This is a genomic window from Brucella sp. (assembly GCF_032066345.1).
GTDB classification, from domain to species: domain Bacteria; phylum Pseudomonadota; class Alphaproteobacteria; order Rhizobiales; family Rhizobiaceae; genus Brucella; species Brucella pseudogrignonensis.
Genome location: NZ_DAMBKZ010000003.1, coordinates 31,447 through 56,689 on the forward strand (window position 1 = coordinate 31,447; position 25,243 = coordinate 56,689).

Below are 25,243 nucleotides of genomic sequence, written 5' to 3' on the forward strand. Positions count from 1 at the left end.
TTTATTGCTGCTGGTCTGGCCGCTTTCCGGCTCTTTTGACCATTCTTATGCGTGTTCCTCCGTAATTTTTTCATCGGCCCATGTACCAGTTCGGCAGCCACATCGCGATCTCAGGAAAGATCATCAGGATGATGATCGTCAGCACCATGAGAAAGAAGAATGGCACGATGGATCGATAGATATCCATTAGCGTGACCTCTTTGGGCGCTAACGCTCGCATCATGAAGAGATTATACCCGAATGGCGGCGTGATATACGCAATCTGGCAGGTGATGGTGTAGAGAATGCCAAACCATATAGGGTTGAAACCGAGGCTCTTCACCAGTGGGATATAGAGAGGTGCCACGATCACCAGCATAGCGGTGTCATCGAGGAACATTCCCAATATGATGAAGGAAAAAAGCATCAGAATTAGAATTGTCCAAGGCGACAAATCAAAAGTTCCAAGCAAAAGCCGCTCGATTGCCTTCACTGCACCAAGGCCATCATAGACTGATGAGAAGCAAAGTGCTGCCAGGATGATCCATAGGAACATACAGGTAATGGTTAGCGTGTTACGGGTTGTGGTTTCCCATACTGCTTTTGTCAGGCGCTTGGTGAACAATGCTGCCAGAGTTGCCAGAAGAGCGCCGACTGCAGAGCTTTCAACGAGGCTCGTAACACCTGTCAAAAACAACCCCATCATGGTCCCAAAGATGACAAGTGGAAGCAGGCCCACTTGAAGCGAGGAAATGCGTTCACGCCATGTAATTCGCTCAAGTTCTTCCTTGGGTAGAGTTGGTCCAAGTTCTGGATTCAGGCGGCAACGGATATAAATATAGATGGCGAAAAGTGTAGCCATCAGCAGGCCGGGGCCGATACCTGCAAGCCAGAGCTGGAGCACAGGCTGGCGTGCGATCATCGCATAAAGCACCAAAACCACGCTTGGCGGGATCAGAATGCCAAGCGAACTGCCCGCCTGAATAACGCCCGTGACCATGACCTTGTTATAGCCGCGCTTCAAAAGCTCAGGCAAAGCGACCGTCGCACCAATGGCCATACCCGCCACGCTGAGACCGTTCATGCAGGAAATGATGACCATCAGGCCGACGGTGCCGAGTGCCAGACCGCCGCGAATGCCGCCAAACCACACATGGAACATGCGGTAGAGATTGCTGGCGATGCCGGATTCCGAAAGCATGTAACCCATGAACACGAAGAAAGGCACCGTGATCAGCGGATACCAGTTCAGTACCGCGAAGGTGGCGTTGTAAGGCATCTCGAAAGAGCCTTTGCCCCAGAGCAGAAGGGCCGCAATCGCGCCGACAAAACCAATGACGCCGAAGACACGCTGCCCGGTCATCAGCAGCAGCATCATTGTGGCAAACATGAAAAGGGTGATGAGTTCCGAGCTCATATGTGATGCCCTTCCTCAATCGCCGGTCCTGCAATTGTATTGATTGGCTTTCCGCGTAACGACGCCCAATCCTTGAAGAAATTCGAGATGCATTGCAGCAACAGCAGGAAGATACCTAGCGTCATGATGAGTTTGATAGGCCACAGGACAGGTGCCCAGGCAGTATAATTCTTCTGGCTATAGACGATGGCGTAATTGGTTGATGAAATCCCACCCATAACCATCACTCCGAGATAGAAGATGATGAAGAGAATGGTGATCATGTCGGTGATCGCCTTCTTACGTGGGGTAAGGCGATCAAAGAACAGATCCATCCGCACATGTGCTCCTTGCTGCATGGCGTAAGCACCGCCCAGCAGATAATAGGCTGAAAGCAGAAACTGGGACATTTCGAGTACCCAGTTGACCGGAACGCCCAAAACAACACGCGAGAAGGTCGAATAAAGAAGACATGCGCCGAGCACGAAGAACAGATACATCGCAAAACGCCCGACATAGTAGTTCAGTGCATCAACATATTTGACGAACAGTCTGATTGGCTTGGGCATTTCCCGCTCCTTCAGGCTTTCGATCCGCTGAGTTGTACTTGAGAGGCAAGATCGTTTCCGATTGCCGCGAAAATGGTAGTCAGCCGTTCGGCCCATTGCGCCTGTGTTTCTGCACTCGCAATTTCGTTGTTGCGCAGTTCGATCATCACACAAGGGGTGTTGCGTGGGCGCGCATGGCGTTCCAGCGTGTAATAGACCCGGTCGGCAGGCGAATAAGGCTCGTTAATGCCGACAGTCAGGCTCTTGTCTTGGGCAAGCGCTGCAATCAGCGGCTTTGCAATGCGATCATCTTCATCATGGATGATGCCGATCTGCCATGGTCGGGAAACGTTGCGATATACCGGCGTGAAAGAATGGATGGTAACGATCCAAGACGGCAATCCACGCTTGGCGCGTTTCGCAATAACTTCCTCGACGCAGGTGTGAAATGGCCGGTGCGAAAGGTCGATCCTTGCAGTGCGTTCAATCGCGCTCAGATCATGATTGCCGGGGATGATGGTGGTTTCGCTGATCTCCGGGATGAGGTCAGTCGCATGGAGTGGCCGGTTGCAATCGATCAGCAATCGGGACAGCCCGGACTCTACCAGTGGGGCGTTCAAGCCTGAACTCAGCCGACGAGCAACCTCAACCGCGCCGGGATCCCAGGCTATATGCGCTTTCAGTGCTTCAGCGTCTAAACCAAGACTGTTGAAGCTCTCCGGAATAAAATTTGAAGCATGTTCGCAGACAAACAGCCAAGGGCTGTTGCCGTCCCCATTTACGACAATAACAGGCGCGCACGAAGCCGTGCGATCTTCTCGCTCGTCCGTCATTCTGTTTGTTCCCCGCGCTGTAACTTATGTTACGTTTTTTCAGATTATGCGCTATTGCGGATTATTTGATACGGCCTATGATAATTTGTCAAACACAATTTCGCCCAAATTTGAAAAGGGCAGACTTGAATGGAAACAGCGTGCAGACGAGTGCCACAGTCGCTGAACTGATCAATGAACGGATTGATGCAATGCCCGCGGGCGAGCGAAGCGCTGCGCAGACACTGATCGCGAATTATCCCATGCTGGGTTTGAAAACGGTCGCTGAATTTTCAGCACAGGCCGGGGTCAGTTCGCCGACAATCCTGCGCTTCGTCAATCGCCTTGGTTTTCAGAATTATCCTGATTTTCAGGCTCGTTTGCAGGATGAGCTTGCTGCCCAATTGCAGTCTCCGCATCATCGCAATGAGCGGCCGGACAAAGAGCAGGACAAGGCCTATCCTGCTGTCGAGCATACGCTTGAAAATATCCGCGAAAGCTTCCGACATCTGGGCGAAAAGCAACTTAAACAGGCGGTTGCTGCTCTTTGTAACTCCAAGGGCAATGTTTACCTGATCGGCGGACGTTTCACCGACCCTATCGCGCAATATATGGCAGCGCATATGACCATTATCAGGCCTAACGTTTTTCATCTTGGCGGGCAGGAAAGCGTCTGGCGGGATCGTCTGCTTGATATGGGCAAACGTGATGTGCTGGTGGTGTTTGATATTCGCCGTTATCAGGACAGTCTTCTGAAGCTGGCGGAGAAGGCGCGCGGGCGAGGGGTGGAAGTGATCCTTGTGACGGACCAGTGGCTGTCGCCGATCGCGCGTGTATCGCGTCATGTTCTTGCAGGCCGCATAGCGGTGCCGTCTGCATGGGACTCATCGGCGGCACTTTTCGTGCTGGCTGAAACAATCATTCGTGAAATGACGCGCGTTCTGGAAAAAGACAGTGCAACCCGTATCGCTGAACTAGAAGCATTGCGCTGATTACCAGTTGAGAGCTTAACTCGGGTATCCCTTTGAAAAACAGTCGCTTCGGCGCTGCTGGGAACGTCGTTCCCTCGCAGCCTCGTTGTTTTGCAGCTGTTATAACGCGCTCAAAAGCTTTGTCTCAATAGAAATGAAAGCACAAAAGCTGCTTGACTCAACTTATGACATAAGTCATATGACAGAGGCTGCGTTTACTCGATGAGGATCAGGGTATTCAAAAGACGCCGCGGGAGGAAAAGTCGAAGCGCAACAGGGAACGTGCTTGGACAAAAAAGCTGGAGGAAATCATGTTTACGAAACTGTTCAGGCGGTTTGCGCTTGCGGCATCTTTCGCGTCTGTTGTGTGCTTTGGTGCATCATCGGCGATTGCGCAGTCTCTGTCGGATATCACTGGAAAAGGCACCGTAACGATCGGTGTGCTGACGGGCATTCCGCCCTATGATACGGTTGATGCCAGCGGCAAGACCGATGGGTTTCTCGTGGATGTAGCACGCGATGCGGCTAAGGCGCTTGGCGTCAATCTCGAAGTTGTGCCGGTCAATAACGCTTCTCGTTCGGCGGCACTTGAGTCCGGTCGCGTCGACTTTTTGATCGCGCAGATGACTGCGACGCCAGAACGCGCAAAGACGTTTCTCATGACCAATCCCTATGGCGCTTATGAAATGCGTTTCATTGCCGCCAAGGATATGAAGGTCGAAACTCTGCAGGATCTGGCTGGAAAGCGCATCTCGGTGCCAAAGGGAAGTACGCAGGATGTGGCTGTTAGCGGCTATGGCATCGAAGGCCTGGAGGTTGTCCGTTTTGATGACGATGCGCTTGCAATGCAAGCTCTGATTTCAGGCCAAGTCGATGCGACAGCGGCAGTGGCAACAGTTGCAGAAGACATCATAAAAAAGCGCAACCTCACCAATCTGGAGATCAAGAAAGACGTTCCGATCTTTACGCTCTATTGGTCGATGGCTACCCGTAAAGGCTCCACTGAGCTGCATCAGTGGCTGAACAACTTCATCTATTATCAGGAAGTGACCGGTCGCCTGAATGAACTCCACGAGAAGTGGATCGGCGGACCTATTCCGGGTGGAAAACTCCCGACGTTCTAAGCCTTTTCTGTCTGATCGGCGTCGCATGCCGCAATGTATGCGACTGCCCGTTCCTTCATGCCGTGTTCTTTGTGCAAGGCCCCGCCCGATGAAAGAATATGCATAAAAGTTAAAGTGTTACGGCACCTCGCAATCCCGCTTCTGCGCCGCTGTTAACTCTGAAAGATCAACACAATGGCCTATGAGATGGACTTCGCTCCGGTCCTAGCCCGAGCTCCCGAGCTTGTAACCGGAACAATCAACACGATAATCCTGTCAGCAGAGGCAATTGCCATCGGCCTTACGATCGGTCTTGCTGTGGCTCTGCTGCGCTTCGATGGCCCACGCTGGGGCAGGAAAATCGGCGCGGTCTATGTTGAAGCATTCCGCAATACACCGCTTCTGGTGCAACTCTTTCTGATCTACTTCGGCTTGCCTTACACAGGGATCAAGCTGGACGCCAATCAGGCGGCGATATTCGCTGTATCACTTAATCTTGGAGCCTATTCGGCAGAGATATTTCGTGCAGGTCTGATCGCCATTCCCAAGACCCAGATTCAGGCTGGTTTGGCACTTGGCCTGTCTCAGTTTCAAGTCATGCGCTACGTGGTTTTGGTTCCTGCGCTTCGCATCATCTATCCGGCATTGACCGGCCAGCTGACACTGACCTTGCTTGGCACTTCGATTGTGTCGGCGGTTTCGGCGAAGGAGCTGACCATGGCAGCAGGCACGATCGAGTCACAGACGTTCAGGAGCCTTGAAACCTTCTTGATCGTGGCCGCCATCTATATCTGCATCACGTTTTTCTTCCGCTTCATCTACATGCTGTTTGGTCTCTGGCTGTTCCGCCGCCGTGTGGATGTGGGCAATGAAACTGGGGCGCTGATGCTCGATGTTCAGGAGCAAAAGCCATGATCCAGTCATTCGGATGGACAAGCATTCAGTTTCTGATCCAGGGCCTTTGGTGGACAGTCGGCCTCTCGCTTATCACTTTCGTCTGCGGTGGCATTCTCGGATTGCTGTTTGCACTGGGTCGCTCACTCGGACCAAAGTGGCTGCGCTGGATCATCATGGGCTACATTCAGCTCGTGCAGGCAACACCACTTCTGATCCTGCTGTTCCTATCATTCTACGGTCTTAGCTTCCTTGGCTTCTACTTTCCGCCGCTGGCAGCTGCAGCAATCTCGCTGACGATCTACACGACAGCATTTCTGGCAGATATCTGGCGCGGTTGCATTGAATCGATCCCTCGCGCTCAGTGGGAAGCTTCGGATTCACTTGCGCTTAGCGGTACGCAAACGCTGCGCTACGTGATCCTGCCGCAAGCCTTTCGCATAGCACTCGGTCCAACAGTCGGCTTCATGGTGCAGGTAATCAAGAATACGTCGGTGACGGCTTTGATCGGCTTCGTCGAGCTTACCCGCGCCGGACAGCTTCTCAATAATATGACCTTCCAGCCTTTCCACGTCTTCCTGACGGTCGCGGTGATGTATTTCGCCCTTTGCTACCCGTTGTCGTGGTGGAGCGAGAAATTAAAGGAGCAGAAAAATGCCAGCGCTGCGCATTGATAACCTGCAAAAATCTTTCGGCTCTCTGCCTGTTCTTAAAGGTGTGGACCTCTCGGTTGAACCTGGTGAAACCGTTGCCGTTATCGGGCGGTCCGGTTCTGGCAAAAGCACGATGTTACGCTGCATCAACGGGCTTGAGCCATTCAACTCCGGCTCAATCGAAGTGGTTGGGCATAGGCTTGATGGCACCAACAAGGGTCTACGCGATTTGCGCAAGGAAGTTGGGATGGTGTTTCAGAGCTATAATCTGTTTCCGCATCTCACCGTCGCCGAAAACATCAAGCTGGCCCCGCGTCTTGTGAAGAATGTGTCCAAGGCAGAGCAGGAAAAGCTGGTCGATGAAGTGCTGTCGAAAGTCGGCTTGCTGGAAAAGAAGAATGCCTATCCAGACTCTATGTCCGGTGGCCAGCAGCAGCGTGCGGCGATTGCCAGATCATTGGCAATGAAGCCTAAGGTCATGCTGTTTGACGAGGTGACTTCCGCACTTGATCCAGAACTGACTGGAGAAGTTCTGAAGACCATCGCTGAACTCGCCAAGACCGGCATGACCATGCTTTTGGTAACGCACGAGATGGGTTTTGCCCGTCGTGTCGCGACCCACACCGTCTTCATGCATCAGGGAAAAGTCTGGGAGGCCGGGCTTTCTGAAGAAATCTTCGCAAATCCGAAAACGCCGGAATTGCAGGCGTTTATTTCCTCGGATGTGAAGTGAACCAGCAATCATCAATTCCCCACATAACTACTGACTCAAGGAGAGAGCAGTGCCTGTAGTTGAAAATCTGAAACTGGCTGAAAAGCTGCGCAATGGCGAAGCGACGTTCGGCACAACATTCTACACCGGTTCGACGACAGCAATCGAGGTTGCTGGTAATTGGGGCTTGGATTTTGCCTTCATCGACGCCGAGCATACGCCCGTCAACGTCGATACCCATATGGAAAAGCTGGTGATGGCAGCGCTCCTTTCGGGCATCGCACCGCTGGTTCGTGTTCGCGGCACGAATGAATGGGATATCCGCAAGTCGCTGGAAATCGGCGCAACCGGCATTATCGTACCGCAGGTCAATACCGCAGAGCAGGCTCGTGCAATCGTCCGGGCGGCAAAGTTTCCGCCTTACGGCCGACGTGGTGGTGACGCTTCATGTCGTGCCGCGGGTTTTGCCGGGCCGGGCTTTCAGTGGTCATCCTACATGGAACGCGAGAATGCCAACAAGCTCGTGATCCCGATGGCTGAGAGCTTCGAGTTCTTCGATAACATCGATGAAATTCTCGATGTCGAAGGCATTGATGTCATCAACTTCGGCCCAGCCGACTACTCGATCTCGCGCCGCATTTCGATCGACTATTCCATGTCGCATCCGGAAGTCGATGAGAAGCTGAGCGAGCTTATCGAAAAGTGTCATGCGCGAGACATCAAGGTCATGGCGCCATGCATTCCACCGGTCGCCGAGAGCGTAACCGCGCTCAAAAAGAAGGGCGTGGACATGATTATTATGGGCAATGACGTGATGTTCCTCAACGAAGGAAATCGTCGCGCGCGCGAAGCAATCGACGCCTCAGCCAAAGCGTAAAATCTGCGAGGAGAACCTACAATGACTGATATTTTTAGTGTCAAAGACCGCGTTGCGGTTGTGACAGGCGGACTTGGGCAGCTCGGAACGCAGTTTTCCAAGTCTTTGGCCGAAGCAGGTGCGAAGGTGGCAATCTTCAGCCGTCGCCCATTCACGAAGCAGCAGATTGCTGAAAAGTTTCCCGGACTTGAAGATCGTATCCGCGTTTATGAGGCGAGTGTCACAGACAAGGCTGCCCTTGAAGCTGCAACCAAACAGCTGATCGCTGATTGGGGCGTGCCGCATGTACTCGTCAACAATGCGGGTATCGATTCAAAGCCAGACGGTTCGGCGGAGCAGAATGCGCCGTTTGAAGTCTATCCGCAGAAATTCTGGGATGAGATTATCGATACCAATCTGACCGGCGTTATGCTGACCAGTCAGGTTATCGGTAGCCACATGGCATCCGAAGGTCGCGGTTCAATCATCAATGTCGGTTCGATCTACGGTCTCGTTTCGCCAAACCAGGCGCTCTATTCCTATCGTGAAAAACGCGATGGCAAGCCGTTCATCAAAGCAATTTCCTATGCCGCTTCCAAGTCGGGACTTATCAATCTTACGCGCTATCTCGGTACCTATTGGGGTGAGAAGAACGTTCGTGTGAACCTGATTTCATTCGGTGGTGTGAAGACTGCGAGCTTCGATAAAGAATTTATCGATGCGTTCCTTGATCGCGTACCAATGCGCCGGCAGGCTGAGATCAATGAATATAACGGTATCATCCGCTTCCTCGCATCCGACGCTTCGTCTTACATGACGGGTTCGAATGTCGTTGTGGATGGCGGCTTTACTGCTTGGTAAAGCTCGATAATACCGAGTAGGAGGAGGCTGAAACCAGAACCTGATTATGTCAAAACCTTGACATGAAATGCGAATTTACATATGACATATGTCATAACTCTAATGTAAATAAAACGCGATAATCGCGGCTTCGGAGCGGTAAAATGGTGATTGGTTCAGTTTCCCCTCATGTCGATCGCGGCAAGTTGCATATGCATATTGTTGCCGCGATAGAGGCGCGCATTCTGTCTGGTGAGCTTCAGGTGGGAGAACGTCTGCCTTCTGAGGCCGAGATTGGCAGGACATTCGGTGTCAGCACGCGATCTGTGCGCGAAGCCATGCAGGTTCTTGAAACCAAAGGGCTGGTGCGGCGTCGCCACGGTGAAAGAGCTGAAGTTGTCCGGGATGATGTCAGCGAGTTCATGGACTCACTAGTATCGTCAGTTGGATCGCTTTTTGCGCGTGACTCGTCCTATCTCGTTCAGGCCATGGATGTGCGTCGCCTGATCGAAGTGGATGTTACGGGGCGCCTCGCTTCTGGCGAGGGAGAACTGCGTGATGGAGTGACCGCAGCACTCGATGTCATGCGGAAATCTGCCGATGACAATGACTTCTCCCGTTTCGCCGAAGGCGACGCGGCTTTCCATCGGGCTTTGGTGCAATCTTTGGGCAATGAGATTTTAACGTCACTGCACGGCAATCTTCATTCGCTCATCTCAGAGGTCATCAAAGTATCGAGCCGGGTTCCGAGCAAAAAACTGAGCGCGGGGCTGGCCGAGCATGAGAATATTTATGGGCTGATTGCAGCAGGTAAGGCCAGTGATGCGCGCGAAGCCATGCGCGAACACATCACCAACAGTACGGCTTATCTCGAACAGGCGATCAGACAATCCAGAAACAGGCCTGAAACGGGCTAAAACGGAAGAGCAAAACAATGAGCAGCTATGATTATTCGCGCGTCAACTGGGATGCGATCAAACGCCTGTCGCGCTGGTATTCGGGCGATATTCAAGATGTCATGGACAAGCATGGCTTTTATGGCTTTTTGCAGGGACTGAGCCTGCAAAGCGAACTGAAGCCGGGGCAGGTGATCTGCGGTCCAGTCCATACTGTTCTCTATGAAAAAAGCACACGAACCGGCCAGCCTCAAGATGTCTATCACGGCACAATCGACAATGTCGTCGAGGGCGGCATTCTGCTGGTGGACGCATCCTGTGCTGAAGGTTCTGGCACTGGCGAGTTGATGTCGACTGGTGCGAAAACTGCCGGTGCTGCTGCAACAATCGTGAATGGTACGGTGCGCGATATTGCCGAAGTGAAAAAGCTCGAATACCCGCTTTTTGCGCGTGGCGTTAGCCCGGTCGGGGTTTCTGGACGTATGGAGCCGACCAAGTCGCAGGTCGAGTTGAACATCAATGGTGTTCGTGTGCGTCCTGGCGATGTGATTTTCGCTGATATTTCGGGTGTAGTGGTCATTCCTGAAGAACTGGTTGCCGTTATCGCCGACGATGCAGATGCCAATGGTGATGGTGAAATCCAATGCCGCGAACGTATCTTGTCTGGTGAGAAGTTGCAGAGTGTCTGGCCTTTGGGGTCAACCGGGCCTGTCTGACGAGCAGTTGAACTGCTTGTAGAGGACAAGCATCGGTTCTGGAGGAGACGATCACATGCAGGATATCATTCTCGTCGCCAATGGCGACTTGCGTGAAAGCGCGAATATTCAATGCTGGCCTGAACAGGCCAATATGGAAAGCCGTCTCGTTGCGGCAATCGAGAAATTTGGCAGGAAAGCGGTACGCGGACACGGTATCGATCCAAAAACCGGCCACGGTTTCATTGCAACGCAAAAGCAGGGCATTGAGGTTTTCTCGAAGATCAATCGAGATGCACCTCTGATTGTTGCGGAAGCGGTCTGGCAATATTCCCAGAATATTCTTGCAGGCCTCATCGCTCATCGTGGCCCGATCCTGACAGTCGCCAACTGGTCGGGAACCTATCCCGGCCTGGTTGGCCTGCTCAATCTTAACGGCTCGCTGACAAAGGCAGGTGTTGAATATGCGTCGCTTTGGAGTGAAGATTTCACCGATCAGTGGTTTCTGAACAAGCTCGATGAGTGGCTGAAAACAGGTAGGGTTACTTCACATGATACATCTCATGTGAAGTCGTTTAACCATGCGACTGTGCCGGTGCATCTTGTTGAGCAAGCTTCGCACATTGCAAAAGACCTTGTCGAGAACAGATCCATCATGGGCATTTTCGATGAGGGGTGTATGGGAATGTATAATGCGATCATTCCCGATGAACTATTGTTTCCGATAGGTGTTTTCAAAGAACGCCTCTCGCAGTCGGCGCTCTATCATGCTGCGATCAAAGTTTCTCAGGAGGATGCTCGGCAAGCCTATCAATGGTTGCTCGATGCTGGAATGACGTTTCATCTTGGCAAAGATGAAGCGCAGGAATTGACGGAAGCACAGGTGCTTGGTCAGTGCCAGACCTATATCGCTGCTGTACGTATGGCAGAGCAGTTTGGATGCGAGACGATTGGTATCCAGTATCAGCAAGGCTTGAAAGATCTGCTTCCAGCATCCGACCTCGTTGAAGGACTTCTTAATAACGAGGATCGTCCGCCTGTGCGCAACGCAGAAGGAGAGATCATCCGTGAAGGTAAGGCCGTAGTTCATTTCAATGAAGTGGATGAATGTGCGGGCCTTGATGCTTTGATGATCAATCGACTGCATCGTGCGCTTGGTGAGCCGGTCGAGACCACACTTCATGATCTGCGTTGGGGTGATGTGGATCGAGGCGGGACGACGGATGAATATGTCTGGGTGTTTGAGATTTCAGGTGCAGCACCGCCTGCTCATCATGAGGGTGGCTATCGAGGATCGGATTCTGTGCGGCAGCCTCCGATGTTTTTTGGTAAAGGTGGTGGCACCCTTCGTGGTATAGCCAAGCCCGGTGAGCTGGTCTGGTCGCGCATCTATGTGGAAGATGGGCGGCTTAAAATGGACATCGGTCGCGGAAAGGCGGTGGCGCTTTCTCCTCAGGAAACTGAGAGACGCTGGAATCTCACCAATCGAGAATGGCCGATGATGCACGGTGTGCTCTATGGCGTCACCCGTGATCAGATGATGGCACGTCATAAGGCCAACCATATACAGGTTGTCTATTCGCATGATGTTTCTGCGGCAGACGATGCAATGCTGGCCAAGGCAAGTCTCGCACACCAGCTGGGCATCGAAGTTCATCTTTGCGGGACGCGCGCCAATGGTGCGCCATTGCAATAGAGCAGAAAAAACCGGTTCCGATTTTCTAACCGATGTTGTAGCCAAGACGCTGCAAGAAGCGCCGATTTGGCGCAACTTGCCTGCATGGGAGGCATAAGGTGGACGTATTTCTGGGTGTTGATGTCGGTACGGGCAGCGCGCGGGCAGGGCTGTTTACACGCGATGGAGAGTTGCTGGCGAGTGCCAAGCAAAATATCCGCATGTGGAAGCAGGGTTCGGATATTGTCGAGCAATCCTCGGAAGACATCTGGCAGGCCGTTTGCAGCTCAGTGGCAGCAGCATTAGAGCTGGCGAATGTCGCCCCGGAATCCGTCAAAGGCATCGGCTTTGATGCGACCTGTTCGCTGGTCATTCTCGACAAAAACGGCAATCCATTGCCTGCGAGCCCTGCCGGTGACGCGGAGCGAAACATCATCGTGTGGATGGATCATCGCGCCCGCGAACAAGCCGAACGTATCAATGCGACGGCCCATCCCGTTTTGCGATATGTCGGGGGGCGCATTTCCCCAGAAATGGAAACACCTAAACTGCTTTGGTTGAAGGAAAACAACCCTGATACGTTCAACGCCGCCGGTCTCTTCTTCGACTTGCCTGATTATCTGACCTATCGTGCAACCGGTAGCCACTCGCGCTCGCTCTGCACGGTGGTTTGCAAATGGACGTATCTTGGCCACGAAAAGCGATGGGATGAGGATTACTTCCGCACCATTGGCCTCGGTGTGCTGGCTGATGAAGGTTTTGCCCGTATTGGAACCGACATTGTCGATATCGCCACCCCGTTGGGTCAGGGGTTAACTGAGCAGGCCGCAAAAGAGCTGGGTCTTGTACCCGGTACGGCGGTCGGCGCATCGCTCATCGATGCACATGCCGGTGGCGTCGGCACAATCGCGGGAAGTGCGGATGAGAATGATGCCGTCGATATGCGGTCAAGGCTGGCACTAATTATCGGCACTTCTGCCTGCACGATGAGTGTTACCGAGAAACCTGCATTTGTGGATGGTGTCTGGGGGCCTTACTGGGGCGCCATGATGCCCGGCCTTTGGCTTAATGAAGGTGGGCAGTCGGCATTTGGTGCCGCGACTGATTATCTGGTCGGTATGCATCCCTATAAGGCTGAGGCTGAGAAGGAAGCAGCAGCCAAAGGCCTGTCACTTCTCGACTACCTTGAACAGCTGGCTATTGATGCGACAGGTGAGCTTTCAAAGACAGCGCTGCTGGCAAAGGGACTTCATGTTGTCCCGGAGTTTCTTGGCAATCGCGCGCCAGACGCTGATCCTGATGCGACCGGCACCATAACGGGCATCAAGCTTGATGCATCGCGGGAAAATCTGGTTCGTCTGTTCGTTGCGGGTCTTTGTGGTCTGGCCTATGGCACGGCGGATATTCTTGATGCACTGACTGCCAAAGATATTCCAATCCGTACAATAATCGTGAGTGGCGGTGCTGCGCGCAGCCCGCTCATGCGTCGGATATTGGCTGATGCGACAGGGCTGGAAGTATCCCTGCCGTCTTCTGCCGAGCCGGTTCTGCTTGGCTCAGGCATCGCGGGCGCAAGCGCCTTTGAGAAAACGGATCTCGCTCAGATTGCTGCCAGCATGAGCGCAATCGCTGAAACGATTGCGCCGCAGGAAGGTTTGGTCAGCGAGTTCCATGCTGCGAAGCGCGATATCTACAAAAATCTGAAGCGCAGCGAGCTTGCCGCGCGTCGGCTGATGCAGAGGTTTTAAAGCATTTCCAGCAAAAGTGGGAAACGGCTTTGCGTCGGATATAGTGGTTCCAATCACCCGGTCTCAACTAGAGATGCAGTAAGCGGGCTTACTTACCCGCTTTGGGTGCCTTGAAAACGGGAAGCGGGTAAGTTTTGCCAAGAACAATGCCCGCTTTCTGCAATACGTCTTCCGGTGCAGCATAGGGTTTATGGATCCAACGATCCGGTAATGCGGCGATTTCCGGCACCCATTCGCGCACATATCCGCCGCCGGTATCGAACTTATCGCCTTGCAATACAGGATTGAACACGCGGAAATAGGGTGCCGCGTCCATGCCGCAACCGGCAACCCATTGCCAGCTCCCCGGATTGCTTGCGATATCTGCATCCACCAGCGTATCCCAGAACCATTTTTCGCCGTCGCGCCAATCGACCTGCATGTTTTTGCTTAGGACTGACGCTACCAGCATCCGCACGCGGTTATGCATCCAGCCAGTAGCCCAAAGCTGGCGCATCCCGGCATCAATCATCGGAACGCCGGTATTACCCTTTTTCCAGGCTTCGAACGCTTGTGGATTGCTTTGCCACTGAACGTCAGCCAGCGTATCGCGCATATCATTTTCAGCGATGTCCGGACGATAATAGAGCTGGTGATAGTGAAAATCGCGCCAGATCAGTTCGGAGAGAAATTTTTCACCGCCGGTCTGTGTGTCCGGATGCTCATCCATCAGCGAAAGCGTAGCATACCATGCCTGTCTTGGGCTGATTTCACCAAAGCGCAGATGCGGCGAAAGTTTCGATGTGCCTTCGACATTCGGACGATCACGGTCGCCGGCATAATTGCGGATGGTCTCATCGAAGAAATGATATAACTGATCGATGGCAGCCGCTTCGCCTATCTCCCACAGGCCATTCATCTTTTTTGACCAGAAAGGCTGTTTGTAAGCTTCCCTTGCAGGCTTGTGCTTGAGGCTCGATGGTTTTGCCTTCCAGTCAGAGGAGGAGAGCGGTCGGTTTATACCCTGCTGACGCAGCGTTTTGGCATAGGGTGTAAAGACCTGATAAGGGCCGCCGCTGCCGGTTTTGATCTCCCAGGGTTCAGCCAGAAGATTGCCTGCAAAGGACTCCACATTCAGCCCCTTGTCTTTCAATGTGGATTTGACGACTGCATCGACATCACGCTCCTGCGGCGCATAACGCCGATTCCAAAACACTGTATCGAAGCCGTTTTCTTCAATCAGGCTCTCGATGATATCGAGTGCATCGCCGCGTGCCACCAGCAGCTCGACATTACGGTCGTTGAGGCTTTTTTCGAGTGAATTGAGGCTCTGTTCCAGCCACCAGAGCACGGCACCTCCGGGTACGCGCAATTGCGGATTGGTTTCATGCACATAAAGCGCTGTGATCTTGCCACCCAGCTTAACGGCGGCTTGAAGGGCAGGATTGTCGGCAAGACGCAGATCGTTACGCAACCAGACAAGCGCATTCGCAGTCATTGAATGATCCTTATTTGACGGGCTTTAGGAGGTAGTGTCCGACGCCCCAGACATCACCATTTTCGTGGCCGAACAGTCCGGCAGTCGCCAGAAAGAACAGCCGCCAGCGGCGTTCCCAAAGAATGGCATCCTGCCCATAGACCTGTTGCAGAATTGGCCTGATCTGATCAATCGAATTGTCGAAATTGTTCAGCCAATCCAAAGCTGTTTGCTGATAATGGCGTCCAGACCAGCGCCAATCCTGCTCGACGGTGAAAATATCGTTGAAGCGATGCGGCAGGTCGAAGGCAGGCATGATGCCGCCAGTGAAGAAATGATGTGCGATCCAGTCGGCGGGATTTTCATGGTTGAAGCGATAGGAACGATCGCGATGCGTGAAGACATGAATGAACAATCGTCCATCTGCATGAAGCCATCCGCGTACGCGTTCAAACAGGGATTGCTAGTTCGACATATGTTCAAACATTTCCACCGAAACCACACGATCAAAGCGCTGGTCGATGGAAAAATCGTTCATGTCGGCGGTAATAACGGTGAGGTTCTTAAGACTGCGCGTTGCTGCCTGTGCTTCGATATAGGCGCGTTGTGAGGAAGAGTTTGAAACGGAGACGATCCGCGCGTTGGGAAATTTTTCAGCGAGATAAAGCGACAATGAACCCCAGCCACAACCAAGCTCCAGAATGTCCATTCCATCGCTGATATCGGCATGGCGCACAGTTTCGCTGAGCGCATAGGTTTCCGCCTCCTCGAGCGTTGTGTTCTGATCCGGATAAAAACAGCAGGAATATTTGCGTTGCGGACCCAGTGCCAACTCAAAAAACTGTGGCGGCAGTTCGTAGTGCTGGCGATTGGCATCATCCGTATGGGTGGCGACAGGGAAATCCTTCATGGTTTTCAGGAAATCCAACTCGGTCTGTTCAGATGTTCCGGCCAGTCGACGCTTGGTTCGGGCGCATAGATAATCGATACCCGCAAGCGTGATGGTATCGCTCAGAGGAACGCGCTCTGCAGCATTGATTGCATATGCCAGCATATTCATGTTGAGGCTCCTGATCTTGCGGGGCTTTTTCGAGGTCCGGGGAAAAACGCATTGACCCGGCTTTGCAGGGCACGGAATTTTTCACCGCGTGATTTCAGCATGTGTTCTTCAAGCGGCGGGATGCCGGAGACATGCACCAGCAGCCAGTACATCTGCATCGGAGCGAGAAGCGACAGCCAACTCCATGGCGATACGGTGATCGCCATCAGCGGCCACGCACACCAGAACAGCCATTCAAAGAAATAGTTCGGATGTCGGGAATAGGCCCAAAGGCCGGTTTCGCAAATTTCAGTTTTGGCTTCTGGCGTTTTGCGAAACTGCGCGAGCTGCGCGTCAGACAGGGCTTCACCAATCAGTGCAATGGCGATGATTATTACCGCGACTATATCCCAGAAAGATGGAAAAGCGTGGCGGCTAACAGCGGCGAGATAGACCGCCTGAACCAAAACAAAGGCTGCGAGAGCCTGTATCTGCAAAAACCAGAAAAGACGAGAAGAAGCATTTTCTCCCCATTCTTTTATCAGCTTCGCATAACGTGGGTCTTCACCATGGCCCATGCTTCGCTGCGCTATGTGTAAGCCAAGGCGAAGCGACCACGCCAGAATGAGGATCAGTATCGCTGAGCGCCGTTGCCATGTCGCATCCGCAAGCACCACAGCTATGACTGAAACTAAACCTACAGAGAATGACCAGATTGCATCGATCCAGCCGCTTTTGCCGCTCTTTCTTTCAAGCGCCCACGCGAGAGCCATGATGGCAGACAGGCTGATGGCAACAATTAAAAGCAGACCGGGTTGCATGGTGGACCTTTAGCCGAGAGTTCGCTTTTTCTTCTTCCAATACGTTCGGTCCGGCCGTTTGGTTTCGTAAGCAGCTCAAAAAAATGAAAAAAGTTTGATAGCCGATTGAACCAAACCCCTTCTCAAAACGTAAGACGATGAAAATGCAGCAAACACGCGGCCCAAGCATGCGGTGAAGAGAGGGACTATGGATATCACGAACCACTCGGGCAGCTCTAAACGTCTCAGGGTCGCGATTATCGGCAGCGGGATTTCCGGATTGTCGGCTGCATGGCTGCTTTCGCAACGCCATGATGTGACTGTGTTTGAAGCATCGGATCGCATCGGCGGCCACAGCAATACCGTCGAGTTTGAAAGCAGCTTCGGTCCGGTCGCGGTCGATACCGGGTTCATCGTCTATAATGAAGTGACCTATCCAAATCTGACTGCATTGTTTCGCACACTTGAAGTTCCAACCGCGGCATCGAACATGTCATTTGCCGTTTCAGTCGCAAATGGCGCTTATGAATATTCGGGCGGCACGGGCCTTGGACTCTTTGCCCAGCGCTCCAATCTGGTTAGCCCGCGCTTCTGGTCTATGATCCGCGATCTCTTACGATTTTATCGCAATGCACCAAAAGACCTCGCCATTATGGGCGGAATTTCTCTGGATGATTATTTAGCACGTAATGGTTATGGCCGGGCTTTCCGTGAAGATCATCTCTATCCGATGGCGGCGGCGATCTGGTCCACTCCTGCGATGGAAGTGGGGCGATATCCGGCAGCAAGCTTCGTTCGCTTTTGCTGCAATCATGGTCTTCTGGCTCTTCGTGACAGGCCTATCTGGCGTACGGTATCCGGCGGCAGTCGGGAATATGTAAAGCGTATCACCAAGCCCTATGCAGACGCGATCAGGCTTTCTACACCGATTAAATCCGTTCGACGCTCCGAAAACTCTGTCGAGTTAATTGACGGAAGCGGCATTTCCCATGTTTTCGACGATATAGTGATCGCCAATCATGCCGATCAGGCTTTGCGAATGCTGGCCGATCCGAGCGCGGATGAAAGCCGCATTCTCGGCGCGTTTCAATATTCACGTAATGAAGCAGTGCTCCATAGCGATGCATCTTTAATGCCGAAACGCAGGGCGGCGTGGTCGAGCTGGAATTACCTTACCAACGCAGCCAATGGCCCGGCGCAGCCATCCATCACTTACTGGATGAACCGCCTGCAACCGCTGGGCCAAGCGCCCGAGACTTTTGTGACGCTCAATCCATGTCGTGCGCCGCGTGAGGAACTGGTGATCTGTCGCGAGATCTATGAGCATCCGATTTTCGACTTGGCAACGGATCGTGCGCAGAAGGAAATCTGGTCATTGCAGGGACAGCGCCGGACATGGTTTTGCGGTGCGCATTTCGGCTCGGGCTTTCATGAGGACGGGCTTCAGGCAGGTCTTGCCGTGGCAGAAGATTTGGGCGGCCTGCGCCGCCCATGGCAGGTCGAGCAGGAAAGTGCGCGCATCGTTCGCCATCCTTTGCCAATCAGGGAAAGGGTGCTGGCATGACCGAACGTTTCCAGTCGGCACTCTTTCCCGGCCATGTGACCCATGCGCGTTTGCGGCCTAAAGTTCACAAGCTGGCCTATAAAATCTACTCGCTCCTGCTTGATCTCGACGAGTTGGAAACGCTTGACGGTAAGTTGAAGCTTTTCTCGCTCGACCGTTTCAATCTGTTTTCTTTCTACAGAAAAGACAGGGGCGATGGATCGACTGTGCCACTGCGCGAACAGGTCGAACGTGCCATGGATGCAGCCGGAGTAACGCCTGATGGCGGTGCGATCCGCCTGCTTACCATGCCGCGCATTGCAGGCTGGGCTTTCAATCCGCTGAGTGTTTTCTTCAGCTATAATCGTGGCGGCGAACTCGTGGCGATCCTTTGGGAAGTTGATAATACATTCCGCCAGCGCCACGGTTACATGATCCCCGTCGAAAACGCATCAAGCGGACGCATCGTGCAAAGCTGTGACAAGGCTTTTTACGTTTCGCCCTTCATGGATATGAAGCTGCGATATGAGTTTGAAGTCACACCACCGACAGACAGGCTCTCCATCCGCATCAACAGTTTTGACGATGAAGGCCTGCTTTTGACGGCTCGTCATCTAGCGCGCCGGGTTGAACTCAGCGACGCCGCCCTGTTGCGTGCCTTCTTCGCAATTCCATTTCTCACCCTGAAAGTGGTGGGCGGTATTCACTGGGAAGCGCTGAAAATCTGGTTGAAGGGCATCGGTTTACGCAAACGACCCGCAGCGCCTGACACTCCCATCACATCTGTTCGTAACGAGACCGTCCAGCAGAGGAACAAGGCCGCATGAGCCAGCTCGACGAATATCATCCACTATCCGCATCAAGCCGGATCGAACGACCTGCTTTCAGCCCTTCAGCTATTGTGTTGAAACGGCTGTTGAAACAGGTCCAGCATGGGCGTTTGGTTCTTTCGCTGCCTGGCGGTGAGGTCATTGCGGCCAATGGCTCATCACCCGACCCGGAAGCCAAGATCGCAATTGTTAAATGGAACAGCCTGCGTCGATTGCTGACGGGTGGGGATATTGGCTTTGCCCAAGCCTATATCGAAGGCGAATGGACATCGCCTGATCTAACCTCGGTCATCCGCTTTGCAGCGCGCAATCGCGATACGCTGCTCTCCACATTGCGTGGGTCGGGTTGGATGCGGGCGCTGAACCGTATCGGCCATCTGCTCAACGCCAATACGCGTCGCGGCAGCCGTCGCAACATCGAAGCGCATTACGATCTCGGCAATGATTTCTATGCCCGGTGGCTCGATCCTTCGATGCTTTATTCATCTGCGATCTGGAATGAGACAACGCATAGCCTTGAGAATGCGCAGGAGCAGAAGTTGCAGTGCATTGCTGAAAAACTGGCGCTTGAGGGCGGCGAAAAAATTCTTGAAATCGGCTGCGGCTGGGGCGCCTTGGCGGGCTATCTCGCAGAATATGGCGACGCGCATGTGACGGGAATAACCCTGTCTCCATCGCAGCTCGCCTGGGCGCAAACTGCGGTTAAAGAGGTTGGGAAAAGCGAGGCCGTTGATCTTCGCCTGCAGGATTACCGTGATGTGCAAGGTCAGTTTGACCGCATCGTATCGATCGAAATGTTTGAGGCCGTTGGCGAAGCCTATTGGCCGGAATATTTCGCAACCCTGAAGCGATGTCTCAAGCCCGGCGGTCGAGCAGTATTGCAGGTCATTTCGATAGAAGAAACGCGTTACGAAAACTATCGCCGCAAAGCCGATTTCATCCAGAAGTTCATCTTTCCGGGCGGCTTTCTTCCGTCAGACAAAGTGCTTGAGCGCGATCTTGTTAAGGCCGGTCTGGTGTTAACGGATACCGAGCATTTCGGTCATTCTTATGCGCTGACACTTGCCGAATGGCGTCAGCGCTTCATCGCCAATTGGCCGGAAATCGAAAAGCTTGGCTTTGATGATAAATTCCGGAGGCTTTGGGAATACTACCTTTGCTATTGCGAAGGTGGGTTTGAGGAAGGTGCGATTAATGTCGGCCTTTATACGATTGAACATGCTTAGGCTCCATACCCACTGACGGAGGAGGCGTCGATGAAATGGATACTGACGATCGGCATGATGACGGTGTTGTTTCCCTTCTCGGCGCATGCGGCTGAGATCAACGGCAACTGGGCGCGCGGAGATGGCAACGCGCGGGTAAAAATTGCCGGATGCGGCAATGATATCTGCGCCACAAACACATGGATCAAGCCTGGAACACCCAAAGAGAAAACTGGCGACCGGCTGGTGATGAGTATCAACGAGACTGCAGACGGGCGATATTCAGGCACTGCTTTCGACCCGCAACGCAACCTGACCTACAAGATCAGCGTGAAAGTCGACGGCGATAATATGACGACCAATGGCTGCGTTTTGGCTGGCCTCCTGTGTCGCAATGTGGGCTGGACCCGCATCAAATAAGAGAGTGAGCGATCGATGAAAGATTATCTCATCGCCTATATGGTGACGGCGGTTGCATTCTTGGCAATCGACTCCGTGTGGTTATCCAACATGGCGAATGTGTTTTACCGCCCTGTCATGGGCGACATGCTTGCGCCGAGTTTTCGTCTTGCACCGGCTATCGTTTTCTATGTGATCTTCGTGTTCGGACTGATTTTCTTCGCGGTGAGGCCCGGGCTTGTTGCTGGCAGTGGCACAGTCACGCTCGTTCATGGGGCACTTCTGGGGTTTGTCGCCTATGCGACTTATGATCTGACCAATCAGGCCACCTTGAAAAACTGGTCGTGGACCCTGACGATTGCAGACCTGATCTGGGGCACTGTTCTGTCTGCAGTGTCAGCCTATATTGGCTATTGGGTTACGTCGCGGATCAGCGGATAGACTGGAGTAATCATATGCAAAAATTGGGGCTTCTGGCCGTCTTCGCCTTCGTCATTATTGTTGTCGGAATGGCAATCGGCATCGGTTTCCCGCCGGGCGAATGGTATGCATCGCTTCAAAAGCCGTGGTTTACCCCGCCTAACGCCGCCTTTGGCCCCATTTGGACGATACTTTATATCTTCATTGCCATTGCAGGCTGGCGTACATGGATAAGTGACAGTGGGTGGCAGCGGCGCGGACCATGGTTTGGTCAGATGATTTTAAACTTCATCTGGACGCCTATTTTCTTTGGCGCTCATATGACAGTGCTGGGACTTGTCGTAATCATCGGGGTCTGGCTTTGCGTGCTTCTGTTTATTCTTCGCGCATGGCGACCAGATCGTATCTCGGCGCTACTATTCGTGCCTTATCTCATATGGCTATCGCTGGCGACCGCACTGAACGCGGCAATTGTCGTTTTGAACTAACAAAAAAGGCGGCATATTTGCCGCCTTTTCTTTAGATGCCAATCAAGGGCTGAACCAGCCGCATAAGCCAGCTCTGGAATTTGAGCGGAGCGTCAGTCACCGCCAGACAGATGCAATCCCCATCGGGTGAGGCAATCGGCTGATGCACAAGATCACCATCCGCTTCCTCAATGTCGCCACGAGCGAAAAGCCCGGTTTCGTCATGGAAACTACCGCTTAGCACCAATGTCAGTTCGCGACCGCCGTGCCCATGCTCGGGCACTGGCTTCCCCGCTGGAATTTTCAACAAGCGAACCTGTGTTTCGCTATCGCGCGTTTCGATGGGCACCTGATAAGCGCCTCGACCGAGCGATTTCCATTTCAAATCCGGTAAGTCGCCACCGACATAAGATCTCAGCGGTTCCGGTATCACGGCAGGCATTTTTATCTCGGCGCGTGGTGCCGAATGCACTGTTGACTGCGGTGCCTTCTGGAGCCTGTCTTTAAAACTATCCCATGTGGAAGCTTCAAGTTTCGTTGGCTCAACCGTTTCAAGAAGTTGACCACCTATGCACTCGAAATGATTCAAGCGAGAGCGACACTGAGGGCAGAGTGCAAGATGAGTGGCGACGGCGATGCTCCAGCCTTCTGCCAGTGTGCCAGCGGCATAGCTTGAAAGGAGTTCATCGCTCAGATGATGCTTGATATCCATCAGTGCGCTCCCGAATTATCGAGCGCTGCCCGCAATTTGCTGAATGCAAGTCGAAGCCGGGATTTGACGGTGCCGAGCGGGAGGTTAAGCTTCTTTGCGATGGCGCTATGCGTGCTTTCCTCGAAATAAGCGAGTTCAAGCAGGGTGCATTGTTCCTTCGGTAAGTCAGCCATTGCGGCGCGTAACTGGCTGGCAGATTGCTGCTCGGCAATCCTCAAGTCGGCTGGCTGCTCCTCATCGGGTACGAAGGCCGGATCGGTTGGGTCAAATTCCGGGCGGCGGGCGCGTCGCACTGCATCAATGCGCTGGTTGCGTGCGATGGTGAAAATCCAGGTCGACAAGGCTCCTTTGGAAAAATCAAACTGATCCGCCTTGTTCCAGACCGTAATCATGGTCTCTTGCATTAATTCTTCCGCTGTTTGCGTATCGGCAGACAGTTTGGCCATATAGGCCTTCACCCGGGGTGCGAAATGCTTAAAAATCGCCTCGAATGCGTCCACGTCGCGTCGGGAACTGACCGCCAGCATCAATTCCTCCAATGAGGGCTGATTTTCAGAAGCAGTCCGTTCATTCATCCGTATTGAATCCCGTACGCTCAGATGTGGCGAAGCCAGAAGCAGCAAATTGCGCTCTACTTTCTTGTGCCATGTCTGTGAGCCAAAGGAAACGTTTGTATTCATGAAGCCTCATACGAAGGCTAGATGAAACTGGATCACAGGCCGGGGTAAAAGGCTTCAGTTTTTTGCTTTCAACGATTTCGCTTTGACCGTCGGTGCCTGATCTGCGTATTGACCGAGATCCCGCAATAAGACAGTTGCCTTTTCGTAATTGACGGCCTTGGAGAAGGCATAGCCTTGGCCGAGCTGGCATCCCATCTGCTGCAGCGTTTCAGCAAGGGCCATAGTCTCGACCCCCTCGGCAACGAGTTTGATTTTCAGGTCTCCGGCAATTTGTACGATACCTTTGACGATTGCGACACTTGGGTCGCCCGGTGCCAACCTGCATACGAACGACTTGTCGATTTTGATAATATCGACGGGGACCGTGAGGAGATGCGCAAGGGCGGCGAACCCCGTTCCAAAGTCATCAAGAGCAATGCGGACGCCGAGCATTCGGAGGTTTCGAATGCCAGATGCCACCACGTCATCGCGTTGACCGATATACGCGTTTTCCGTCACTTCGATAATGAGATGTCGGAGTGGTACGTCATATTTGGCGAAAGTTTTAGACACAAAAGCCGCAAGATCGCCGACATAAAAGTCGGCAGCCGTCACGTTCACGCCAATATGCTGCACAGGCAGGCCGAGATCGAGCCAGCGTCTAATGTCCTGAGCAACGATGGTGAGCATGTACTGCGTGATTTCGGATGCGATATGCACATCCGAAAAGGATTCCTGAAATACCGACGCTGGTAGAATATCGCCCGACGTTGTGGTCATGCGGCTTAGAGCTTCAAAACCGATGACTTCCCTGGTATCGAGACGCATTACGGGCTGATAATGCGCAGTAATACGCTTTTGATCGAGTGCTTCGCGCACTTCTCGGATCGAATTGCGTCGATGGACAATGCGCGTATCAACGTTCGGTTGATAGCGTACAAAGCTGCCGCGCGCATTTTCCTTGGCGTGGTAAAGCGCAAAGTCTGCGTTGCGGCGCACAATCTGCGGCTGTGTATCTTGCGCGGCCAGAACAGCACCGCCAATAGTCACGCGTGGCAGGATTGTCTGACCGTCAAATTCGACATGCGAGGAAAGTGATTTAAAGATCAACTCCGCCGTGTGGTCGAGATCGTAAAGTGCGCTGTGGCTTTGGATGATGACGGTAAATTCATCGCCGCCCGTCCGGAAAGTTATGTCCGGTGCCATTGTTGCCGAAATGCTGGTTGCGATAGTGTGGATCAGAAAATCTCCGACCTCATGGCCGAATGTATCGTTGGTAACTTTGAGATTGTCGATATCGATGACGAACAAGGCCCAGCTGCCAGCCAGTTCGCAGCGCAATTGTGAAAGAGCGTCATCAAATGCGGCACGATTGGGAAGTCCTGTTTGTTCGTCAACTGTGGCTCTGCGCTCATAGTTGAGAATGCGCATTTCACGCGCCATCGCAAGATTGCAGAGCGTTGCACCCGTATTGATCACTTGCTGCTCTTGTGCCGACGGGGTGTGCTTTTTGCTGAAATAGACAGCCAACGCGCCGACGACCTCACCAGTCTCGTTCCGTATAGGTACAGAACTACAGGCCAGCAAACCAAAGGGCAGCACGCATTTCTTGTAGGTTGCCCACTTCGGATCATTTTCTATATCGGCAACGCTTACAGCGGCGTTGTGATAGATCGCGCTTCCGCAGGAGCCGACTTCCGGGCCGACCACTGTTCCGTCCAGTATTTTGCCATAGCTTTCAGGGATGCCCGGTGCTGCAAGCAGGTGCATCATGCCTGCACTATCGACAGAGCAGACCATCACGCTTGCGTCAGCGATCAGCTCCTCCATCTCAAGACAGAGTTGCACAAGTGTCTGCTCCAGAGGCTTGCCTCTTGCAATCAGCTCAAGAACAATGTTCTGGAATTTAAGCACGGGTTCCCCATAGTTTTTTTG

25 protein-coding genes and 1 pseudogene are annotated in these 25,243 nt (G+C 53.0%); 17 read left to right on the forward strand and 9 right to left on the reverse strand.

Annotated elements, in window-relative coordinates; translation table 11 throughout:
* Positions 1-70: 70 nt before the first annotated feature.
* Genes RT142_RS04810 through RT142_RS04820 form a run of 3 tightly spaced genes read right to left on the reverse strand, consistent with a single transcriptional unit; the run spans position 71 to position 2,756 of the window.
* Positions 71-1,396 carry a TRAP transporter large permease subunit gene (locus RT142_RS04810; protein ID WP_007878380.1) on the reverse strand — a complete coding sequence of 442 codons (1,326 nt, stop codon included), beginning with the start codon at positions 1,394-1,396 and terminating at the stop codon, positions 71-73.
* On the reverse strand, positions 1,393-1,944 hold the full coding sequence (locus RT142_RS04815) for a TRAP transporter small permease subunit (RefSeq protein ID WP_007878382.1): 552 nt from the start codon (positions 1,942-1,944) through the stop codon (positions 1,393-1,395). The genes RT142_RS04810 and RT142_RS04815 overlap by 4 nt, the downstream gene beginning before the upstream one ends.
* A gap of 11 nt (positions 1,945-1,955) precedes the next feature.
* A complete protein-coding gene (locus RT142_RS04820) occupies positions 1,956-2,756 on the reverse strand; it encodes an N-formylglutamate amidohydrolase (protein ID WP_112806129.1) in 801 nt (266 codons plus the stop codon).
* A gap of 26 nt (positions 2,757-2,782) precedes the next feature.
* On the opposite strand from RT142_RS04820, the gene RT142_RS04825 reads away from it, so the two are divergent.
* From RT142_RS04825 to RT142_RS04875, 11 genes are all read left to right on the forward strand, one after another.
* Positions 2,783-3,727 (forward strand): MurR/RpiR family transcriptional regulator, encoded by a 945-nt coding sequence (locus RT142_RS04825; RefSeq protein WP_409558564.1) that lies wholly within the window; start codon positions 2,783-2,785, stop codon positions 3,725-3,727.
* Between the two features lie 290 nt (positions 3,728-4,017).
* Positions 4,018-4,830, forward strand: coding sequence for a transporter substrate-binding domain-containing protein (locus RT142_RS04830; RefSeq protein ID WP_064321519.1), 813 nt, complete (start codon positions 4,018-4,020; stop codon positions 4,828-4,830).
* A 174-nt stretch (positions 4,831-5,004) separates the two neighbouring features.
* Positions 5,005-5,724: an amino acid ABC transporter permease gene (locus RT142_RS04835; RefSeq protein ID WP_007878388.1), complete on the forward strand. Its 720-nt coding sequence runs from the start codon at positions 5,005-5,007 to the stop codon at positions 5,722-5,724.
* Positions 5,721-6,377 carry an amino acid ABC transporter permease gene (locus tag RT142_RS04840; RefSeq protein WP_112806127.1) on the forward strand — a complete coding sequence of 219 codons (657 nt, stop codon included), beginning with the start codon at positions 5,721-5,723 and terminating at the stop codon, positions 6,375-6,377. Before RT142_RS04835 ends, RT142_RS04840 begins: the two co-directional genes overlap by 4 nt.
* Positions 6,358-7,089 (forward strand): amino acid ABC transporter ATP-binding protein, encoded by a 732-nt coding sequence (locus RT142_RS04845; RefSeq protein WP_112806125.1) that lies wholly within the window; start codon positions 6,358-6,360, stop codon positions 7,087-7,089. The genes RT142_RS04840 and RT142_RS04845 overlap by 20 nt, the downstream gene beginning before the upstream one ends.
* 49 nt (positions 7,090-7,138) lie before the next feature.
* Positions 7,139-7,945 (forward strand): HpcH/HpaI aldolase family protein, encoded by an 807-nt coding sequence (locus RT142_RS04850; protein WP_007878391.1) that lies wholly within the window; start codon positions 7,139-7,141, stop codon positions 7,943-7,945.
* Positions 7,946-7,966: 21 nt separating this feature from the next.
* The gene (locus RT142_RS04855) at positions 7,967-8,785 is read left to right on the forward strand and encodes an SDR family oxidoreductase (RefSeq protein ID WP_112806123.1); all 819 of its coding nucleotides are present in this window, start codon (positions 7,967-7,969) and stop codon (positions 8,783-8,785) included.
* A 143-nt stretch (positions 8,786-8,928) separates the two neighbouring features.
* On the forward strand, positions 8,929-9,681 hold the full coding sequence (locus RT142_RS04860; RefSeq protein WP_112806121.1) for a FadR/GntR family transcriptional regulator: 753 nt from the start codon (positions 8,929-8,931) through the stop codon (positions 9,679-9,681).
* Between the two features lie 17 nt (positions 9,682-9,698).
* Positions 9,699-10,376 carry an RraA family protein gene (locus RT142_RS04865; protein WP_112806119.1) on the forward strand — a complete coding sequence of 226 codons (678 nt, stop codon included), beginning with the start codon at positions 9,699-9,701 and terminating at the stop codon, positions 10,374-10,376.
* Between the two features lie 55 nt (positions 10,377-10,431).
* Positions 10,432-12,051 carry a fucose isomerase gene (locus RT142_RS04870; protein WP_112806117.1) on the forward strand — a complete coding sequence of 540 codons (1,620 nt, stop codon included), beginning with the start codon at positions 10,432-10,434 and terminating at the stop codon, positions 12,049-12,051.
* A 98-nt stretch (positions 12,052-12,149) separates the two neighbouring features.
* Entirely contained in the window at positions 12,150-13,778 is a 1,629-nt protein-coding gene (locus tag RT142_RS04875; RefSeq protein WP_112806115.1) for an FGGY-family carbohydrate kinase, read from the forward strand.
* Positions 13,779-13,866: 88 nt separating this feature from the next.
* On the opposite strand, the gene RT142_RS04880 is transcribed toward RT142_RS04875, so the two are convergent.
* From RT142_RS04880 to RT142_RS04890, 3 genes and pseudogenes are all read right to left on the reverse strand, one after another.
* The gene (locus tag RT142_RS04880; RefSeq protein WP_112806113.1) at positions 13,867-15,255 is read right to left on the reverse strand and encodes a cryptochrome/photolyase family protein; all 1,389 of its coding nucleotides are present in this window, start codon (positions 15,253-15,255) and stop codon (positions 13,867-13,869) included.
* A gap of 10 nt (positions 15,256-15,265) precedes the next feature.
* Positions 15,266-16,294: pseudogene (locus tag RT142_RS04885) on the reverse strand (SAM-dependent methyltransferase).
* Positions 16,291-17,094 carry a DUF1295 domain-containing protein gene (locus RT142_RS04890; RefSeq protein ID WP_105519403.1) on the reverse strand — a complete coding sequence of 268 codons (804 nt, stop codon included), beginning with the start codon at positions 17,092-17,094 and terminating at the stop codon, positions 16,291-16,293. Before RT142_RS04890 ends, RT142_RS04885 begins: the two are co-directional and overlap by 4 nt.
* 187 nt (positions 17,095-17,281) lie before the next feature.
* Here RT142_RS04890 and RT142_RS04895 point away from each other — a divergent pair, with 187 nt between their 5' ends.
* The 6 genes from RT142_RS04895 to RT142_RS04920 are packed head-to-tail and all read left to right on the forward strand — an operon-like array spanning position 17,282 to position 21,958.
* A complete protein-coding gene (locus RT142_RS04895) occupies positions 17,282-18,637 on the forward strand; it encodes an NAD(P)/FAD-dependent oxidoreductase (RefSeq protein ID WP_313027750.1) in 1,356 nt (451 codons plus the stop codon).
* Positions 18,634-19,443, forward strand: coding sequence for a DUF1365 domain-containing protein (locus RT142_RS04900; protein ID WP_105519405.1), 810 nt, complete (start codon positions 18,634-18,636; stop codon positions 19,441-19,443). Before RT142_RS04895 ends, RT142_RS04900 begins: the two co-directional genes overlap by 4 nt.
* Complete coding sequence (locus RT142_RS04905) at positions 19,440-20,672, forward strand: cyclopropane-fatty-acyl-phospholipid synthase family protein (RefSeq protein WP_313027754.1); 1,233 nt, start codon at positions 19,440-19,442, stop codon at positions 20,670-20,672. Before RT142_RS04900 ends, RT142_RS04905 begins: the two co-directional genes overlap by 4 nt.
* Positions 20,673-20,702: 30 nt before the next feature.
* Positions 20,703-21,071: a DUF2147 domain-containing protein gene (locus tag RT142_RS04910; protein ID WP_105519407.1), complete on the forward strand. Its 369-nt coding sequence runs from the start codon at positions 20,703-20,705 to the stop codon at positions 21,069-21,071.
* Positions 21,072-21,086: 15 nt separating this feature from the next.
* Positions 21,087-21,491: a DUF2177 family protein gene (locus RT142_RS04915; protein ID WP_007878409.1), complete on the forward strand. Its 405-nt coding sequence runs from the start codon at positions 21,087-21,089 to the stop codon at positions 21,489-21,491.
* Positions 21,492-21,505: 14 nt separating this feature from the next.
* Positions 21,506-21,958, forward strand: a complete 453-nt coding sequence (locus tag RT142_RS04920; protein WP_064321535.1) for a TspO/MBR family protein — start codon at positions 21,506-21,508, stop codon at positions 21,956-21,958.
* Positions 21,959-21,989: 31 nt separating this feature from the next.
* Here RT142_RS04920 and RT142_RS04925 read toward each other — a convergent pair whose 3' ends face one another.
* The 3 genes from RT142_RS04925 to RT142_RS04935 form a co-directional block, all read right to left on the reverse strand.
* Positions 21,990-22,649: a ChrR family anti-sigma-E factor gene (locus RT142_RS04925; protein WP_007878412.1), complete on the reverse strand. Its 660-nt coding sequence runs from the start codon at positions 22,647-22,649 to the stop codon at positions 21,990-21,992.
* Entirely contained in the window at positions 22,649-23,224 is a 576-nt protein-coding gene (locus RT142_RS04930) for a sigma-70 family RNA polymerase sigma factor (protein ID WP_207441765.1), read from the reverse strand. The genes RT142_RS04925 and RT142_RS04930 overlap by 1 nt, the downstream gene beginning before the upstream one ends.
* Before the next feature lie 159 nt (positions 23,225-23,383).
* Positions 23,384-25,222 (reverse strand): GGDEF domain-containing protein, encoded by a 1,839-nt coding sequence (locus tag RT142_RS04935; protein WP_112806103.1) that lies wholly within the window; start codon positions 25,220-25,222, stop codon positions 23,384-23,386.
* Positions 25,223-25,243 lie beyond the last annotated feature (21 nt).